Below are 17,455 nucleotides of genomic sequence, written 5' to 3'. Positions count from 1 at the left end.
CCGGGTACGACGACGCCGGGTACGACGACGCCGGGTACGACGACGCCGGGTACGACGACGCCGGGTACGACGACGCCGGGCACGACGACGCCGGGCACGACGGACCCGGGCACCACGGACCCCGCCACCGGAGTCACCCCGGCGACGGGGACGAACCCCGGCACCACCGTCCCGGTCACCACCCCGGCGACCCCGGCCGCGCTGGTCACCCCGGCGGCGGCGGTCACCACCCGCTCTGCTGCCACCCCGGTCGTCACGACGGCGACGGGCAGCGGGGTCAGTACGACCCGCGCATCCACCAGCACGACCGGCACCACCGGCACCACCGGCACGCTCGCCTACACGGGAGCGGACCGTCCGGTCCTCCCGGCCATCGCGGCACTGCTGCTGCTCCTGGCCGGCCTCGGGTCGATGACCCTACGGCGCCGCCACTGACGACGACCCGCTGAACGGGTGCGGAGTAACGGGACCCCCGGTGCTCCGCACCCGCATGCCCTGCTCACAGTCGGGCTGGTGGCTTCTTCCGGGCCGGTGCGGCACGGCGGAGCGACGGCCTCGCGCAGCCGCCACTCCGCACCGGTGTCACTCGGTGTGGCGACGTGCGCGGCGCACCAACAGGGTTCCGGCACCGGCCAGGAGGAGCAGTGTCGCGAACAACGCCGGTTCGAGCGGTGACTGGGCTCCGGTCGCGGCCAGCGTGCCCTTCGCCCGGGTCGTCGGCGTATCGGCGCCCTGAGCCGCTGGTGTCGGTGTCGGTGTCGGTGTCGGTGTCGAGGTCGGGGTCGGGCTCGTGGTGGGCGCAGCAGTGGGCGTCACGGTCGGGGGAGGCGTCGGCGCGGGCGCGGCTTCGGCGATCAGCGGGCTCTCGGTCATCGCCGTGCCGGTGAGGCAGCGCTTGAGCTCGGTCTCCTTGACCCAGTGCGATCCTGGGGCGACCGCACGGCATCCGGAGGCGAACGCGATCTCCCGCTCGTTGTACAGCATGCGCACGAGCGGCGTGTAGGCCGCTCCGGTAGCGGGGTCGATGCCCGCTCGCGACACGACGTCCCACTGCACGTTCGCGGCCATCGGCGTCACCTCGGAGCCGCGCCACGGGTTGGTGGCGTCGTCGTAGACGTCGGCGTCCGATTTCGGAGCGGCGTTGTCGGGCGCGGCCACGGTGGATCCCGGCAGACGCAGCAGCGCAGCGAACGGGATGATCGTCTCGGCGTGCGCGAAGCGGAAGGTCGCGACCACGTTGCCACCAGCGGCGCGGGCGTCGATCGTGGAGAAGAAGTCGTCGAGCAGGGGCTTGGCGATCGAGTAGGTCTCGTCATGCCCGGCGAGGCTCGGGCCCTTCTCGTAGAAGTCCTCGGCGTCGAGCAGGTACGCGAACCACTCGGCATCCGCCGGCCGACCCGCGAAGTACTGCGCGAAGTCGAACCGGTGCGGAGCGACGTTCTCCTCTTGCATGTCGGCCGCGATGATGTACAGGTTGTACAGCGCCATCGCCGCGTCGACCGTGGTCTTGATGGACTTCTTCGGATCGCCGCAGGCATCGGGATCGGCCTTCGTGTCGGCGCCGGGCGCGCACGTCACCGCGCCGCCCTTGGAACCGTCGGCGGTGTTGTACCAGGTGTGCGCCTTGTCCGTGCCGATCGTGGCGATGAACTCGGGCGTGAAGATGCCGGAGAGCACGTCGTCCGCTGCCTGGACCGATCGCGGCTTCGCTTCGATGTAGTGCAAGGCCGCCGCGATCGTGCCGCCGTCACCGGTCTGTTCGGCGATGTAGTCCTCGTACGCCTGGGCGCGCTCGCGCTCGGGGGAGCCCACGGCCTTCTCGGTGCCGTCCGGGTTCTCGACCTCGTGGAAGTAGAGCAGGTCCGGGCGCGGCTCGAGCGTGACTCCCGTGAGCCCGAAGCCCTTCAGGAAGTTCTCGCCTGACTCTGTGGCGCGGGCTTCACCCGATGTCTCGGCGACGACACGTCCGCCCGATCGTGCCGCTTCGGCGAAGAGTGGCGCGTTGCGCTGTGCGGCTCGTGCTCCGATGCCGCGGTGCTGGGCTGCGCCCTGGCCGGTGAGCATGCCGTAGCCGTTCGCCACGTTCGCGGCGGTGATGGCATCCAGGTTCGCGGAGAAGCTCTTCCCGATCTCCGGCGTCAGGAACCCGTTCTCGGCCTGTGCGGTCGCGGCGAGACGGTGCAGCAGCGCGTCGTACTTGTAGGCGGAGAGCCCACGGGATCCGTGTCGGGCGACCGACTCCGTGCCGACGGGCGCGTAGCCCGTCGGCGCCGGCGAGTACGCGTCGATGTCCGACTTGCTGGGGGCGATGTAGGGCTGCTTGCTGCTGTAGACGTTGGTGTCATCGTCGGCGTGCGCCGGTCCCGCGACCATCAGCGAGGCGATGGCAGCGACGGCGACGCAGGAGAGCGCGGCGCGGGTGTTCATGGGTCCTCCGATGTCGGACCTCGGGCAGTGGTCCGACAAGCAGGGGTAGCGGCAGCGGGTGAACAGCACGTGACCCGCGGGTGACCGGACGGTGGCACCGGGCGCGGCAGCGGGGGCCTGCTCCAGGTACCGGCCTCGATCGGACGACCTCGGCCGCCGACCGGTGGAGGTCGGCCATCGAGACGGCCGGTACTGTTTCGGCGCGGTCGCGTGACTGCTCGAACGGGAGGAACGGCCGACCATGTCCGACGCGATCGACGCGCGACTCGATGCGATCTTCGCCGCCCGGAACCGCGAGGACATGCAGCCGACCATCGACGCGCTGCTCCCCATCCACGAGGAGCACCCGGAGCACCCTCGAGTCCTCTACGAGCTCGGGGGTGCGTACGACACGGCGGGAGCCGAGGCGACGGCGCTGGGGTACTACGAGCGAGCGATGGAACGAGGACTCACCGGAGATCTCCGGCGCCGCTGCTTCCTCCAGTACGGGAGCACCCTCCGGAACCTCGGCCGCATCGACGACTCGCTCCGGGCCTTCGCGCGGGCCCGGGCTGAGTTCCCTGAGTCCGTCGCCCTCGGAGCCTTCGAGGCCCTGACGTTCCACGCCGATGGCCGGCCGAACACCGCACTCGCGAGCCTCCTCGTGCTCCTCGCGGATCACGTGGACGCCCTGGAACTCGACCGGTACAAGCCGGCCTTGCGCGGCAACGCCCACTACCTGGCCTCACTGGACGCAGAGGACGCAGAGGACGACGACGCTCATCCGGAAGCCCGGGAGGGGATCCGCTGACCGGACGAAGCGCGTGGAGGTTGCGTGGCTGATGCAACAGGAGTCACCCTGATCCGATGAGTTCGACGGGGAGCACTGTCCTGCGCACCAGCGCATTCGTGGCCACGGCGATGTCGTTCGTCTTGCTGACCGGGTGCAGTGGGACGGGTGAGCCGCCGGCCGCCGCCGAACCGACATCGCGGCCACCAGCTGCTTCGAGTGATTCGACACCGACACCGACCTCAGCCAAGGCATCGAAGCCTTGCCCGGCATCCGATGACGGTGTCCCGGCCGGTGCGAGGACCGCTTCGACGATCGATGTGGACGGGGATCTCGAGGCTGACCAACAGTGGGTGACCGAGGACGGCCGGTTCGGTGTGACGACGAGCACCGGTCTCACCAGTTCCGTGAGTCCCCGCAACCTGTCTGGCGGCGCCGAAGCCACTGCGTTGGTCGCCGACGTGGCCGGTCAGGGCAACGGACCGGTCGTCATGCTCGTCGCGGGCAGCCGTGATGTCGATCTGTACCGCTGGACCGGCTGCGCATTCGAGGCAGTCACGAACACCGAGGGCGACCAGTACCAGTTCGACCTCACCGGGCAACACGGCACCGGCGTGGGATGCACGAGCATCAACGGAGCGAGCCATCTGGTCGGACTCCTCGCGGATCGACCCGCGGGCGCCCCATCGGACATCGACCAGATCGCGGTGACACCCATCGAGCTCGACGGCACCCGCGGCGAGAACGGTCAGACCACGATGGCCGAGCCCGCGGACGACATCGCCGCTACGAGAGCGACCCGGGTCACTTGCGACGACCGCACACTCGATGACGACGGGCTCGGAGTCGCGCCCCGCTGATCGGGCAACGGGACGCGCTCTCGTTGCGGTGGATCCCGTACCGTGCGTCGTGTGACCAACCAGTCCGGTTCTGCTGACACGGGAACGGGAAGAGCCTGGCTCGCGTGGCTGCTGACTCTTCCCTTCGCCGTCGTGCTGTTCGTCATGGCGTCCTTGGTCGCGATGGCTCTCGACGAAGCACGCAGCTTCGGTTGGCCCGGACCGACCGACAACGACCTCGATGTCGCGCAGATGAACCGGGATGAAGCGCTCGGCGGAGCGACGATGGTCGGTGGTGTGGCGGTCCTGCTCGTGGTCATCTTGCTGGCGGCGTTCGGTACTCACGCATGGCGTCGACGTCGTCCGTTCAGGTACTGGTTCTGGCCAGTTGCACTCGTCCTGACAGCAGGGTCCGTCCCCGTCGCGCTCATCCTCTGATCGGGCAGGGAGACGATGGTGCAACGGCGCATCTCAGTGCTTGCACCTTCAGTCGGTCGCATTTACGCTGCCCGCATGTGGTGGTGGATCGCAACCGGCGTGGTCTTGGCGGTGTTCCTCGTGCTGTGGATCGTCATGCACCGCTTCACCGACTTCGGCTCTCGGGCCGCGGACTTCGAAGGCGCTGACCCCGAAGTCGCGGAGGCCCTCCGGCAGGCCGAGGCTGACGTCGCGCAGGGGCGCATGTACTTCTGACCCTCCCCGGGCCCTCTCCGTCACTCACGGTCGGTGGCGGGCGAAGCCAGCGATGTCGATGCCGAGGGGCGCGCCTGCCGTGAGCCGGACGCCCGTCGAGAAGCCAGTGCACCATGAGGTGATGATGCGCAGGTACCGACTCTGGCTGGCAGGGATCCTCGGCCCGCTGCTGGCGGCGCTGGTCCTCCTGACGGTGCTCGCGGCGGTGACGGACTCCACGCCGTGGCCACCACTGCTGGCAGCCACCATCGCGTGCGCCGTCGCCGGGACGTTCCTGCTCGCGCTCGGACCGCGGGTCGCTCGCCAGCAGGACCGCGAGAGCCACGCAGCAGAGCCGGAGCGACCGGTGGACGAGCTCGATGGGCGACACTCACCACAAGGTGATGAGTCTTGATCAGGACCCGTCCTGTGGGAGTGCTGTACGTCTCCTGAACGGCCACAGTCGCTTGCTGAACACAGCGGCAGCCGACCAGTGGCTGTGCGTCAGCTGGACGGCAGCACGATGAACCCGTGCCTCCAGAACTGCTCCAGCTCCCGATCGTCCTCCCGGCCGTCCTCGTGCCGGTGGACGTCGTCGCCGTCGTCCTCGTCCTCCTGACGGTCTTCGGACCCCACGGCCGGACGAAGGGTGCGGACGCGTCGGAGCACCCGCCCCGACGCCGGTGGAACCGGGGCCTCCCCGGGGTGCTGGTGCGGATCGCGGCCATGGCGGTCGGCTCGGGCATCGGGCTGGTCGCCGTCTGGTGGTTCGGCGACGTCCAGGACCTCTTCGGGGTGTCCTTCACGCCCGTCACGCGCATGTGGGTCGCCTTCACGGCGGCCGCGGTCCTGTTGTTCCTGGTCGTCCTGGTGCAGGGCGGCAACGGCCGACGGATCGTCGGGCTGGGCGCTGCCCTGGCGGTCGCCCTCACGGCGGGCCTCGGCATCAACGTCGACTTCGGCGCGTACCGGACGATCGGCGAGGCCGTCACGCCGAACCCCTACCCGTTGAGCACCCTCGACCACCAGCACGCGGCGCGTCCGGGTGCCCGGATCGTCGACGCGGCGACCTGGACCGCGCCGAAGGGGATGCCGGGCCACGGCCGCACGATCGCCGTCCGCATCCCGGCGACGGTCTCGCACTTCCACGCCCGCCCCGCCGTCGTCTGGCTGCCGCCGGCCGCGCAGGTCGCCGACCCGCCGACCCTGCCGGTGCTCGTCGCGCTCTCCGGGCAGCCGGGTCAGCCGTCCGACATGTTCCAGACCGGCCGCCTCGGGTCGTTCCTCGACCGCTACGCGTCGACGCACCACGGCATCGCGCCGATCGTCGTCTCGCCCGACCAGCTCGGCGCCCCCGGCCACAACCCGATGTGCGTCGACAGCCGTCGCCTCGGGCGGAGTGCGACCTACGTGATGACCGACACGGTCCGGTGGATCCACCAGCACCTCGACGTCGCCTCGGGCAGCGCGGCGTGGGGCATCGGCGGCTTCTCGCAGGGAGCGACCTGCGCCATGCAGTTCTCGAGCGCGTACCCGGAGGTGTTCGGCACGACCCTCGCCATCTCCAGCGAGATCGCCCCGGCGAACGGCGACCTCCAGCACACGATCGCGGTCGGCTTCGGCGGCTCGCGTCCGGCCTACCTCAAGGCCACGCCGGAGGCCCTGCTCGCCGCCCACACGCCGTACCACGACCACTTCACCGTGTTCGGGTACGGCGAGGACGACGCTCCCTACAAGGCCTCGACGCTCGCGCTCCGTGCCGCGTCGGAACGCGCCGGGATCGCCACCACGCTCATCGTCTCGCCGGGCTCGGCCCACGACTGGAACACCGTCCGCTACGTCCTCGGCCGCGGCCTCCCGACCGTGATCGCCCACCTCGGCCTGCCGGTGGACGGGGTCCGTCGATGACCGCGAAGGGCGCACCCGACAGCGCCGCTCCGGAGCAGCCCGCGGCCCCGCCGAAGGCCGGCCACGAGGCGGCCGCGCCGCAGTCCGCGGCCCCGCCGAAGGCCGGCCACGAGGCGGCCGCGCGCGTCCTGCGCGACGTGGGGCGGGCCTCCCGGTCGGTGCGGCACGCCGTCACCCGACACCCGGTCACGGCCGTCGTCCTGCTCCTGGTGCTCGTCGCCTCCGTCACCGCGGCGGCGCTGCGGTTCGCACACGGACGGCCGGTGCCGGACGCACTCGTCCCGTTCCGGGTGTTCGCCGTCACCACCGGTGTCCTCGCCCTGATCCTGACGCTCGCCGGTGTCGTCCTGCTGGTCGGCGCCTCCGAACGGCTGATGGGGTCGCGCCGGACGGTCTCCGCGTTCCTGGCGACGAGTGTCGTCGGCGCGGCGGCCGCGGCCGTCGTCGGCGTCATCGACCCGGACGGCCGCCGCGGTGCCGCCCTGCTGTCCGGGGCCGAGGGGCTCGACCCCTGGACGGCGATCCTCGGCACGGTCACCACCGCGAGTGCGTTCGCCGGCCCGCTCTGGCGCCGTCGGATCCGGGTGAACGCGCTGGCCGTCGTCCTCACCCTCTTCCTCTACGCCGGGCACACCGCCGACCTCTCCGCCGTCGTCGCGACGGCTGCCGGTTGGGGACTCGGCGAGGTGTTCCGACGCACCCCGAAGCGCACCGGCTGGACCCGCAGCTCGCACCGCGAGACCCGGGTGCTGCTCGGCACGGTCGTCCTGGTGTCGGCGGTGGGACCGGTGATCGCGCTGGTGTCACGCGCCCGGGTCGGGTTGCTCGCGCCGATCGCCGCGGTCGTCGGGATGGGGCCGGCCGACCAGCCGTCCGCCTGTCGTGCCGACGGCGTCGCGGGGGAGTGCCTGCACCGTCTGCTGACGTACCGCGCGACGGACCCCTGGTCCCTGCTGCTCGCGATCGCGCCGCTGCTCGTGCTCGTCGTCGGGGCGATCGGGCTGTTCCGCGGCAGCCGGTTCGCCGTGTGGCTCGTCGTCGTGGTCGACACCGTCACGGGGATCGCCGCCGCCGTGACCTACACGCACGTGCCCGGCCGGATCGACCAGCTCCGCGGGTCCGATGACGACCTCGTCGTGGGGCTGTCGATCGCCGCGTCCGTCGCGGTCCCGCTCGTCACCGCACTGGTCCTCGTCCTGCTGCGGCGGTCCTTCACCGTCGCGGTCGCCCGGCGCCGGGTCGTCGCGTTCGCGGTGACCGTCCTGGCCGCCGCCGCGGTGCTGGCGACCGTCGTGTACATCAGCGCCGACGCTGCGCCGGTGCGGGTGCACGACCCGCTCGGGCTGGTGGTCGCCGTCCTCGGACCGCTGTCGCCGGTCGTGCACCACCGTGACCTGCCGATCCGGGACCCCGGGCTCCGGACCGTGCTGAGCCTCGTCGGCCCGCTGCTCTGGGCCGTGGTCGCCGTCGCCGCGATCCGCCCGGCCGGTGCGGCGCCCGGCGCGACCGACGCCGACGTGTCCGCCGTGGACCGCGAGCGTGCCCGTGCCCTGCTCGTCGCGGGCGGCGGCGACACGTTCGGGTGGATGGCGACGTGGCCGGGCAGTGCGCACTGGTTCACCGCCGACGGCCGTGCCGGGGTCGCCTACCGCCGCACCGGCACCGTCGCGGTGGCCCTCGGCCCGTTCGGGTGGCCGGACGCGCGGGTGTCGGCGCTGACCGAGTTCGCCCGCCACTGCGACGACAACGGCTGGACCGCGGTGTTCCACGGCATCGACACCACCAGCGCTTCGGCCCTCACCGCGCTCGGCTGGCGCACCCTGCCGGTCGCGGAGGACGCCTCGTTCGACCCGCGGGACTGGACGACGAAGGGCAGCCGGAAGCAGGACGTCCGCACCGCCGTCAACAAGGCACGGCGCTCCGGCTTCACCGCCACCTGGTCGTCATGGCAGGACCTGCCGGTCGCCACCACCCGGCAGATCGAGGCGATCTCCGAGGAATGGGTCGCCGACCGCGAGCTCCCCGAGATGGGCTTCACGCTCGGCAGCCTCGACGAGATGCGCGACCCCGCCGTCCGCACCCTCGTCGCCCAGGACGCCGAGGGCACGGTCCTCGGCGTCACCAGCTGGCTGCCGTCACACCGCGAGGGCCGCGTGGTCGGCTGGACGCTCGACGTGATGCGACGTCGGACGGACGCCCCGAACGGCGTGATGGAGTTCCTGGTCGCCTCGGCCGCCGACGTGATGCGGGAGCAGGGCGCGGAACGGCTCGGCCTCTCCGCCGCGCCGCTCGCCCGCACGCCCGGCACCGGGTCCACCGGCGACGGCGTCGAGACGCTGCTCGAACTGGTCGGAGGGGTCCTCGAGCCGGTCTACGGGTTCCGCTCGCTGCTGCGGTTCAAGCGGAAGTTCGGCCCCGAACTCGAACCGCTGGTCCTCGCCTACCCGGACCCGGTCGCGCTGCCCGCGATCGGTGTCGCGGTGGTCCGCGCGTACCTGCCCGACCTGTCGCTCCGGCAGGCGCTCGCGCTGGTCCGGGGGCGCGGCTGAGCGCGTCCCGTCGGTGCGGGTGGTCAGGTCGGGGTGGGCGCGGGTAGCGCGGGTGGGCGCGTCCGCGTCCGCGCCCCGTCGACGCCCTGGTCGTCGGACGGGAGGCCCGCCACGCCTCCGAGACGCCGCGTGACGTCCGGCGGATGGTCCGGCCGCGACGGTCGGGGGGCTGGGGTATCGTCGGGGACACGCAAGCGCTCCGGGGTCGGTGCAAGTCCGAACCGGTGGTGACAGTCCACGAGCGCCGCGCCGGGTCCGCCCGGGGCGGGGTTGACCCGGTGCAATTCCGGGACCGACGGTGAAAGTCCGGACGGGAGGAAGCGCTGACGGAAGGTGACGGTCGTTCTGCGACCCCACCTGCCGCCCGCCGACGACCGTCGCGCGCCCTGGAGTCCCGTTGAGAGGACACCAGTGTTCACCGGCATCATCGAGGAACTCGGCACCGTCACCGCCGTCGACGAACGAGGCGACTCCGTCGCGCTCACCGTCCGCGGCCCGCTCGTCGTCTCCGACGCGCAGCACGGCGACTCGATCTCGGTCTCGGGCGTCTGCCTGACCGTCGTCGAGCAGACCCCGGAGACCTTCACCGCCTTCGTCATGAAGCAGACGCTCGACATGAGCGCCCACGGGTCGCTGCGGTCCGGCGACCGGGTCAACCTGGAGCGCGCCGCGTCGGTGGGGGACCGCCTCGGCGGCCACATCGTGCAGGGCCACATCGACGGCACCGCGACCGTCCTCGAGACCGACGACGGGGACGGCTGGCGGCGGGTGCGGTTCGCGCTGACGCCGCAGCTCAGCCCGCTCGTGGTCGACAAGGGCTCGATCGCCATCGACGGCGTCTCACTGACGGTCAGTGCGGTGTCGCCGGAGTCCACGGCGCCCGACGCCGCCTGGTTCGAGGTCAGCCTCATCCCGGAGACCCTGGCCGCCACCACGCTCGGTGCGCGGGTGCCCGGCGACCGCGTCAACATCGAGACCGACGTCCTGGCACGGCACGTCCGCCGGATGCTGCGGCTGGACGCTGCTGCCGCCGGTGCCGCCGGTGCCGCTGGTGCTGTCGCCGCCGGTGCGTCGGTCGGGGCGGAGGCCCGGTGATGGCCGCCGACACCGCCCCCGTCTCGCCCGCAGTCAGCACCGCGCCGGCGGTCACCACTGCCCCCGCCGCCGCCCCGGGGCTCTCCTCCGTCGAGCAGGCCATCGCCGCGATCGCCGCCGGTCGCCCGGTGATCGTCGCCGACGACGAACACCGTGAGAACGAGGGCGACGTCGTCCTCTCCGCCGAACTCGCCACCCCGGAGTGGATCGCCTGGACGGTCGCGCACTCGTCCGGGTTCATCTGCGCGCCCGTCAGCGCCGAGATCGCCGATGCCCTCGACCTGCCGCCGATGGTCCAGCACAACGAGGACGTCCGCGGCACCGCGTACACCGTCACGGTCGACGCGGCCGTCGGCGTGACGACCGGCATCAGCGCCCACGACCGGGCCCGCACGCTCCGGGTCCTCGCCGACCCGACCTCGGTCCGCGCCGACCTGCACCGCCCCGGGCACGTCGTGCCGCTGCGGGCACGGGCCGGCGGGGTCCGCGAGCGCGCCGGGCACACCGAAGCCGCGATCGACCTCGTCACCGCCGCCGGGCTGCGGCCCGCGGCGGCGATCTGCGAGATCGTCGACGAGCAGGGCGGCATGATGCGCCTGCCGGAGCTCGTCGGACTCGGGACACGCGAGGGCGTGCCCGTCATCACCATCGCCGCGCTGGCCACCTGGCTGGAAGCGGCCGACCGGGCGGCGGACGTCGCCCGCACCGAAGGGACACACGCATGAGCGGAGCAGGAGCGGCGGAGCGCGAGCTCGTCGACGGCAGCGGCATCCGGGTCGCGGTCATCGCCGGACAGTGGCACGACGTCATCGCGAACGGGCTCCTGGCCGGGGCGCAGCGCGAGATCGAACGACTCGGTGCCACGGCCCAGGTCGTCCCCGTGCCGGGTAGCTTCGAGCTGCCGGTCGTCGCGAAGGTCGCGCTCGAGTCCGGCTTCGACGCCGCGGTCGCCCTCGGCGTCATCATCCGCGGCGGTACCCCGCACTTCGAGTACGTCTCGGATGCGGCGACGAGTGGACTGACGAAGGTCGCGATCGAGACCGGCAAGCCCGTCGGCTTCGGCGTGCTCACCCTCGACGACGAGCAGCAGGGCATCGACCGTGCCGGCCTGCCCGGGTCGAAGGAAGACAAGGGCGCCGAGGCCGCACACGCCGCCATCGCCACCGCCGTCACCCTGCGGGAGCTGCGCACCAACGCCTGACCTGCGGCTGCAGGCGGAACGGCCTGCACACGCAGAACGGCCCGCGCATGCAGAACGGCCCGCGCATGCAGAACGGCCCCGTACCGAGAGGTGCGGGGCCGTTCTGCGTGTGCGGTGTGTGACTACCGCTTGCCGAACACGTGGATCGGCAGGAAGAAGGAGAGGCTCATCAGCAGCACGCCGGCGATGAACACGAAGGCCTGACCGGAGGCGACCTGGAACGCGAACCCGAACAGGTACATCGACACCAGCAGCAGCAGGATCGAGAAGACAGCAGCGATGACGCGGCCCACGGTGGTACCTCCGGGAATCAGCGGGTAGAACGAACTCAGTCTATCCCCAGGACCGGGTGCGCTGGTTCACGGAGCGGGTTTCGTCGCGATCAGGCGGTCGACGACCTGCAGCAGTGCCGCCATGTCCACCGAGGCCCGGTCCGGGCGGACGTCGCTCGCCGCCCCGAGGGACGCCGCGTGGTACAGCCCGTCGCCCAGGAGCTTGACGGCCTGCGCCGTGGGGACGTCCCCGAGCGCGTCGACCAGGGTGGCGAGCCAGGCGTTCTCGGTCTCGTCGAGGGTCCGGCCGGCCTCCTCGTACCCGGCCTGCTGCAGGCGCGAGGCGGCGAGCAGGGCCAGGTCGAGCTCACTGCCGACGAACTGGCAGTTCTCGACGAAGTAGCGCGCGGGACCGTCCTCGGCCGATCGCATCCGCTCGATGTCCAGCGCGGACAGGTCGGCGAGTCGTTCGCACAGCCCCTCGACCAGGGCCGCCTTGGAGCCGAAGTGGTAGAGCAGTCCGCCCTTCGAGACACCGGCGCGGGCGGCGACGGCGTCGAGGGTCGCGGGACGTTCGCCGTCCTCGCACACGATGGCGACGAAGCTGTCGAGGACGCGGTCGCGAGCACTTGCCATGCGCACGAGTCTAGGGACCCGCCGGGGTGAACAGTCGCCGTGAACGTTCACGCACCCTTGTCCGGCGGGCTGTCCGCGGATAGCCTCGCTCCGACCGTGAAGGTTCACGACGAACAGGATCCGCATGTCAGCGCAGACCGCGACCCCCACACCCACCACCAACGACACGACCCCCGGCTGGGCGGTCCTCGGCCTCGGGGGCATCGCCCGCCGCTTCCTCGCCCAGCTGTCCAGCAGCAGTGGCCGACTCGTCGCGGCCGGCAGCTCGTCGCTCGAGCGGGCCCAGGCCTTCGCGGACGAAGCCGCCGAGCACGGGTTCCCCGACGTCACCGCGGGCACCTACGACGACGTGCTCGCCGACCCGCGGGTGGACGCCGTCTACATCGCGACCGTGCACACCGGGCACGCAGCCCTCGTGCTCGCGGCGCTCCGGGCCGGCAAGGCCGTGCTCTGCGAGAAGCCGCTGACGCCGAACCACGGCACGACGATGGCGCTCGTCGACGCCGCCCGCCAGGCCGGGCTGCCGCTGGTCGAGGCGTTCATGTACCGCTTCCACCCGCAGACCGCCGCCTTCCTCGACCTCGTCCGTGACGGCGCGATCGGCACCGTCACCCACGTCGACGCCTCCTTCGCGTTCCGGACCGAGGAGCGCACCGGCCGGCTCTTCGACGTCGAGACCGCCGGCGGCGGGATCCTCGACGTCGGCTGCTACCCGGTCACCATGACCGCGGCGATCGTGCAGGCCGCCACCGGGGTCCGGGTCGCCGAGCCGGTCGAGCTGCACGCCGTGGGGACCCTCGGCCCGACCGGGGTGGACGAGTGGACCGTCGCCAGCGCGACGTACCCGACCGGCATCACCGCGAGCCTCCGCACCGGCGTCCAGGTCGAGGACACGAACGCCGTCGTCGTGCACGGCACCCGCGGCACGATCACGCTCCGCGACCCCTGGACCATCGGCGGCGACCCGGTGATCGAGGTCCGCACCGTCGACGCCGCACCGACCGAGACGTCCTTCGCGGGTGCCGCCCCCTACGGGCTCGAAGCCGACGCCACCATCGACGCACTCCGTGCCGGCCGGGTCGACGCACCGCAGATGACCACCGACGAGAGCCTCGCCGCCGCCCGCACGCTCGACCGCTGGCGCGCCGCGATCGGCCTGCGCTACCCGTTCGAGGCCGAGACCGCCGACATCCCCACCGTCAGCGGCCGCCCGCTCGCCGTCGCGTCCGACGCCCCGATGACGTACGGCCAGCTCCCCGGCATCGACAAGCGTGTCTCCCGTCTGGTGATGGGCGTCGACAACCAGCCCGACCTGGCGCACGCGAGCGCGATCTTCGACCACTTCGTGGAACAGGGCGGCACGGTCTTCGACACCGGGTACGTCTACGGCGGTGGCGTGCTCGAGGGCCGACTCGGCGCCTGGATCCGGAACCGCGGCATCCGGGAGGACGTCGTCGTCATCACCAAGGGCGCGCACACGCCGTACTGCGACCCGGAGTCGCTCACCCGCCAGCTGCTCGAGAGCCTGGAACGCCAGGGCACCGACTACGCGGACGTCTACATGATGCACCGGGACAACCCGGACATCCCGGTCGGGGAGTTCGTCGACGTCCTCGACGAGCACCGCCGCGCCGGCCGCATCCGGGTCTTCGGCGGATCGAACTGGACCCCCGCCCGCTTCGACGAGGCGAACGCCTGGGCCGCGGCGAACGGCAAGTACGGGTTCGAGGTGCTCAGCAACCACTTCGGCCTCGCCGAGGCGCTCGACGTCCCCTGGGCCGGGTGCGAGCACGTCACCGACGCCGCGTCCAAGCAGTGGCTCGAGGAGCGCCAGGTCCCGCTGCTGCCCTGGTCGTCGCAGGCCCGCGGGTTCTTCACCGGCCGTGCCCGACCGGACGACACCAGCGACGCCGAACTCGTCCGGTGCTACTACTCGGACGCCAACTTCGAACGCCTGCGCCGGGCTGAGGAGCTCGGCGCGCAGTACGGCGTCCCGGCGACCGCGATCGCCCTGGCCTACGTCCTGCACCAGCCGTTCCCGACGTTCCCGCTGTTCGGCCCGCGCACCATCGCCGAGGCCCGCTCGTCGATGCTCGGCCTGACCGTCGACCTCACGCCCGAGCAGGTGGCATGGCTCGACCTCCGCAGCTGACCGGCACCGCTGGCCGCGCGACGATCCTCGACGTCGCCGCGGCCGCCGGGGTCTCCCGGCAGACGGTCACCCGCGCGGTGAACGGTCTGCCGGGGATCAGCGACGCCACGAAGGAACGGGTCCTCGCCGCCGCCGCGGCGCTCGACTACCGGCCGTCCCGGTTCGGTCGGGGCCTCGTCTCCGGCGGCGCGCACCAGCTCGGACTGCTCGTCGACGACCTGCGGAACCCGTACTCACCCGAACTCGCCGCGGCGGTCCTCCGACTGGCCGCAGCCCGCGGGTGGAACGTGATGCTCGCCGACGTCGGCTTGGCGGGTGACTCGGACCGGTCCGTGCAGGACCTCGGCGCGCAGAGCGACGTCGTCATCGGCTACCTCGGCGCCCGCGCACCGGAGTGGATCGAGCACCTCGGTCCGGTGCCGGTCGTCGAGCTCGACCCGCACGGTGTCCCGGCCCGCGGCGCCGTGCGGCTCGACCCGACGGACGCGGTGGAGGCCCTCGCCGACCACCTGGTCTCGGTCGGGGTGAAGCACCCCCTCGTCCTCGACGCGCCCACGGTCGCCCGAGCGTCGGGGGAGCCGAGCACCCGTGGCGCCCTCCTGCTCGACGCGCTCCGCCGCCGCGGGTACCTGCCGGCGCACGTCGTCGCCACCGCGGCCTCGGCCGACGCGGGTGCCGCGGGGACGACCGCGGCGCTCGCGCGACACCCCCGCCTGGACGCCGTCGTGGCGTTCAACGACGTGATGGCCCTCGGCGCGCTCGCCGCCTGCCGTCGCGCCCACGCCGAGGTCCCCGACCGTGTCCGCGTCATCGGCATCGACGGGCTGACGCTCGGCACGCTCGTGGCGCCGACGCTCACCACGCTCGCGGTGGACCTCGACGAGGTGGCGCGGCACGCGGTCGACCTGGCACTCGGCATGCTCGACGGCTCGCTGCCACGGTCCGGCGCGTCCGTCGAGCGGGTCGTCCGCCACCGGCTGGTCGTGCGCGAGTCCGCCTGACCTGTGACCAGTCCTCCTGACCTGGGGACTGGTCGACCACCGGACGGGAGGCGCGGGTCGGGCCGGATCCGCGCCTCCCGTCCGCCATTGGTTGCATTTGCAACCACCACCGTCCGGACGGTACACTAACGGAACCCTGACGGGGCGCGTGACGACTTCCGCGTCCCGTCTCGTCTGCGCTCGGCCCCTCGTGGCCGACGGTGCGACACGCTCGAAGTCCTGGAGTCCGCCATGTCCGCCCTGCTCACCAGCCCCGTCGCCACCCGGATCACCACCAGCCGTGGCTCCCGGTTCGCCGCGCTCGCGGTGCTCATGCTGCCGGTGCTGCTCATCTCGGTCGACAACACCGTCCTGAGCTTCGCGCTGCCCTCGATCTCGCGCGCCCTGCACCCCGACGCGACCACCCAGCTCTGGATGGTCGACGCCTACCCGCTCGTGCTCGCCGGCCTGCTCGTCGTGATGGGCAGCATCGGGGACCGCATCGGCCGTCGTCGGATCCTGGTCATCGGCGCGACCGGGTTCGCCCTGCTCTCCGCCGCCGCGGCGTTCGCCACCGAAGCCTGGATGCTCGTCGCCGCCCGCCTCGCGATGGGTGTCTTCGGCGCGATGCTCATGCCGGCGACGCTCTCGATCATCCGGAACGTGTTCCCGGACGCCGGCGAACGGCGCCTGGCCTTGGCGGTCTGGTCGACGATGTTCGCCGCTGGCAACGCCCTGGGCCCGCTGGTCGGCGGTGTGCTGCTCGCGCACTTCCACTGGGGCAGCGTCTTCCTCGTCGCCGTGCCGATCCTGGTCGTGATGCTCGTCGCCGTGCCGTTCTGCGTGCCGGAGTCCCGCGACCCGGAGCCCGGGCCGGTCGACGTCCCGAGCATGCTGCTGTCCCTCGGCGCCCTCGCCCCCACGGTCTGGGCGATCAAGTCCCTCGTCCACCCGGAGGAGCGCGGTCTCGCGATCGCGATGGTCGCCGTCGGTGTGCTCTGCGGCATCGCGTTCGTCCGTCGGCAGCTGCGCTCCCGCACGCCGATGCTCGACATGCGCCTGTTCCGCAGCACCGCCTTCACCGGCAGCGTCCTGATGAACATGGCGGCGATGTTCTCGCTCACCGGGTTCCTGTTCTTCATCGCGCAGCACCTGCAGCTCGTCGCCGGCCTCGACCCGTTCGCCAGCGGTGTGGTGCTGATCCCCGGGGCTGTCCTGACGATCATCGCGGGCCTCGCCGTGGTGCCCGTCGTCGCCCGGGTCGCACCGCGCTGGGTCGTGTCCGTGTCGCTGCTGTTCTCGGCCGCCGCGTACGCCCTCGTCGCCGTGCTCGGCCACCACGCCTCGATCGCCGCGCTGGCGTTCGCGTTCGTGCTGCTCGGCATCGGCATCGGTGCGTCCGAGACCGTGACGAACGACCTCATCATCTCGACCGCGCCGGCGCACAAGTCCGGCGCCGCATCGGCGATCTCGGAGACCGCGTACGAGATCGGCGCCGTGCTCGGCACCGCCGTCCTCGGCACGATCCTCGCCACCGCGTACCGGGCACACGTCGTCGTGCCGGACGGGCTGTCCTCCACCGCGCACACCGCGGCGGGGGAGACCCTCGGCGGAGCCGTCGCCGCGGCCACGCAGCTCGGCGGGTCAGCGGGGCAGGCACTGCTGGAGTCCGCCCGTGCCGCCTTCGACTCCGGGGTCACCACGACGGCGGGCGTCGCTGCGGCGCTCATGGTCGTCGCGGCGGCCGGTGCCGTCGTCATGCTGCGGAAGCGCTGACCCGCCGCCGGTGCGGCCCGGTCCGGACCGCCGCGTCGGTGCGCGGGACGGGGCGCTCGCGCGGCGTCGCGGCACGCCCGGGGATGAGCCGATCCTGTGAATCATGGACCGGCACCCGGGCACAGGTCCTACGTTGGGAGGTGGCCGCGACGACCGCGGCCGCAGCCACGAACGAGGAA

The 17,455-nt window shown here is 72.4% G+C and carries 15 protein-coding genes, 2 pseudogenes and 1 riboswitch; of the genes and pseudogenes, 14 read left to right on the top strand and 3 right to left on the bottom strand.

All coding sequences use genetic code 11. The features are described from left to right. Positions 1 to 435 (top strand): annotated as a pseudogene (locus QL987_RS14785) (hypothetical protein); the annotation flags it as partial. A gap of 147 nt (positions 436 to 582) precedes the next feature. Here the strand turns inward: QL987_RS14785 and QL987_RS14780 are convergent. Beyond that, entirely contained in the window at positions 583 to 2,427 is a 1,845-nt protein-coding gene (locus tag QL987_RS14780; RefSeq protein ID WP_290158355.1) for a histidine acid phosphatase, read from the bottom strand. Between the two features lie 241 nt (positions 2,428 to 2,668). On the opposite strand from QL987_RS14780, the gene QL987_RS14775 reads away from it, so the two are divergent. From QL987_RS14775 to ribH, 10 genes and pseudogenes are all read left to right on the top strand, one after another. Then, on the top strand, positions 2,669 to 3,217 hold the full coding sequence (locus QL987_RS14775) for a tetratricopeptide repeat protein (protein WP_290158354.1): 549 nt from the start codon (positions 2,669 to 2,671) through the stop codon (positions 3,215 to 3,217). A gap of 56 nt (positions 3,218 to 3,273) precedes the next feature. Next, positions 3,274 to 4,056, top strand: coding sequence for a hypothetical protein (locus tag QL987_RS14770; RefSeq protein ID WP_290158353.1), 783 nt, complete (start codon positions 3,274 to 3,276; stop codon positions 4,054 to 4,056). A 51-nt stretch (positions 4,057 to 4,107) separates the two neighbouring features. Then, positions 4,108 to 4,473, top strand: coding sequence for a hypothetical protein (locus tag QL987_RS14765; RefSeq protein WP_290158351.1), 366 nt, complete (start codon positions 4,108 to 4,110; stop codon positions 4,471 to 4,473). A 75-nt stretch (positions 4,474 to 4,548) separates the two neighbouring features. Continuing rightward, positions 4,549 to 4,728 carry a hypothetical protein gene (locus QL987_RS14760; RefSeq protein ID WP_290158350.1) on the top strand — a complete coding sequence of 60 codons (180 nt, stop codon included), beginning with the start codon at positions 4,549 to 4,551 and terminating at the stop codon, positions 4,726 to 4,728. A gap of 79 nt (positions 4,729 to 4,807) precedes the next feature. Next, on the top strand, positions 4,808 to 5,122 hold the full coding sequence (locus tag QL987_RS14755; protein ID WP_290158349.1) for a hypothetical protein: 315 nt from the start codon (positions 4,808 to 4,810) through the stop codon (positions 5,120 to 5,122). Between the two features lie 116 nt (positions 5,123 to 5,238). Then, complete coding sequence (locus tag QL987_RS14750; RefSeq protein WP_290158348.1) at positions 5,239 to 6,615, top strand: alpha/beta hydrolase-fold protein; 1,377 nt, start codon at positions 5,239 to 5,241, stop codon at positions 6,613 to 6,615. Next, positions 6,612 to 9,164 (top strand): DUF2156 domain-containing protein, encoded by a 2,553-nt coding sequence (locus tag QL987_RS14745; protein ID WP_290158347.1) that lies wholly within the window; start codon positions 6,612 to 6,614, stop codon positions 9,162 to 9,164. Before QL987_RS14750 ends, QL987_RS14745 begins: the two co-directional genes overlap by 4 nt. A gap of 192 nt (positions 9,165 to 9,356) precedes the next feature. After that, positions 9,357 to 9,490, top strand: a riboswitch (FMN riboswitch). Between the two features lie 85 nt (positions 9,491 to 9,575). Further along, a complete protein-coding gene (locus QL987_RS14740) occupies positions 9,576 to 10,259 on the top strand; it encodes a riboflavin synthase (RefSeq protein ID WP_290158346.1) in 684 nt (227 codons plus the stop codon). Then, a pseudogene (gene ribB, locus QL987_RS14735) lies at positions 10,259 to 10,933 on the top strand (3,4-dihydroxy-2-butanone-4-phosphate synthase); the annotation flags it as partial. The gene QL987_RS14740 and the pseudogene ribB, both read left to right, overlap by 1 nt. A 47-nt stretch (positions 10,934 to 10,980) precedes the next feature. Then, positions 10,981 to 11,460, top strand: a complete 480-nt coding sequence (gene ribH / locus QL987_RS14730) for a 6,7-dimethyl-8-ribityllumazine synthase (protein WP_290158345.1) — start codon at positions 10,981 to 10,983, stop codon at positions 11,458 to 11,460. 122 nt (positions 11,461 to 11,582) lie between these two features. Here ribH and QL987_RS14725 read toward each other — a convergent pair whose 3' ends face one another. Together QL987_RS14725 and QL987_RS14720 are read right to left on the bottom strand one after the other, a co-directional pair. Continuing rightward, positions 11,583 to 11,753 (bottom strand): hypothetical protein, encoded by a 171-nt coding sequence (locus tag QL987_RS14725; RefSeq protein ID WP_181439189.1) that lies wholly within the window; start codon positions 11,751 to 11,753, stop codon positions 11,583 to 11,585. 66 nt (positions 11,754 to 11,819) lie between these two features. Further along, positions 11,820 to 12,368, bottom strand: a complete 549-nt coding sequence (locus QL987_RS14720; protein WP_111074392.1) for a TetR/AcrR family transcriptional regulator — start codon at positions 12,366 to 12,368, stop codon at positions 11,820 to 11,822. 124 nt (positions 12,369 to 12,492) lie between these two features. Here QL987_RS14720 and QL987_RS14715 point away from each other — a divergent pair, with 124 nt between their 5' ends. The 3 genes from QL987_RS14715 (at position 12,493) to QL987_RS14705 (ending at position 17,276) form a co-directional block, all read left to right on the top strand. Next, positions 12,493 to 14,520, top strand: coding sequence for an aldo/keto reductase (locus QL987_RS14715; protein ID WP_290158342.1), 2,028 nt, complete (start codon positions 12,493 to 12,495; stop codon positions 14,518 to 14,520). Beyond that, a complete protein-coding gene (locus tag QL987_RS14710; protein ID WP_290158340.1) occupies positions 14,499 to 15,521 on the top strand; it encodes a LacI family DNA-binding transcriptional regulator in 1,023 nt (340 codons plus the stop codon). Before QL987_RS14715 ends, QL987_RS14710 begins: the two co-directional genes overlap by 22 nt. 231 nt (positions 15,522 to 15,752) lie before the next feature. Then, positions 15,753 to 17,276, top strand: a complete 1,524-nt coding sequence (locus QL987_RS14705; protein ID WP_111074389.1) for an MFS transporter — start codon at positions 15,753 to 15,755, stop codon at positions 17,274 to 17,276. The last annotated feature ends 179 nt before the right edge of the window (positions 17,277 to 17,455 follow it).

This window comes from Curtobacterium sp. APC 4022, assembly GCF_030407555.1.
GTDB lineage: Bacteria > Actinomycetota > Actinomycetes > Actinomycetales > Microbacteriaceae > Curtobacterium.
This window is presented reverse-complemented; position numbering and strand designations above follow the sequence as displayed.

Coding starts and splice junctions, on each gene's coding strand:
- QL987_RS14775 (WP_290158354.1), top strand. CDS start 2,669: ATGTCCGACGCGATCGACGCGCGACTCGATGCGATCTTCGCCGCCCGG.
- ribH (WP_290158345.1), top strand. CDS start 10,981: ATGAGCGGAGCAGGAGCGGCGGAGCGCGAGCTCGTCGACGGCAGCGGC.
- QL987_RS14710 (WP_290158340.1), top strand. CDS start 14,499: ATGGCTCGACCTCCGCAGCTGACCGGCACCGCTGGCCGCGCGACGATC.
- QL987_RS14780 (WP_290158355.1), bottom strand. CDS start 2,427: ATGAACACCCGCGCCGCGCTCTCCTGCGTCGCCGTCGCTGCCATCGCC.
- QL987_RS14720 (WP_111074392.1), bottom strand. CDS start 12,368: ATGGCAAGTGCTCGCGACCGCGTCCTCGACAGCTTCGTCGCCATCGTG.
- QL987_RS14705 (WP_111074389.1), top strand. CDS start 15,753: ATGTCCGCCCTGCTCACCAGCCCCGTCGCCACCCGGATCACCACCAGC.
- QL987_RS14745 (WP_290158347.1), top strand. CDS start 6,612: ATGACCGCGAAGGGCGCACCCGACAGCGCCGCTCCGGAGCAGCCCGCG.
- QL987_RS14770 (WP_290158353.1), top strand. CDS start 3,274: ATGAGTTCGACGGGGAGCACTGTCCTGCGCACCAGCGCATTCGTGGCC.
- QL987_RS14760 (WP_290158350.1), top strand. CDS start 4,549: ATGTGGTGGTGGATCGCAACCGGCGTGGTCTTGGCGGTGTTCCTCGTG.
- QL987_RS14715 (WP_290158342.1), top strand. CDS start 12,493: ATGTCAGCGCAGACCGCGACCCCCACACCCACCACCAACGACACGACC.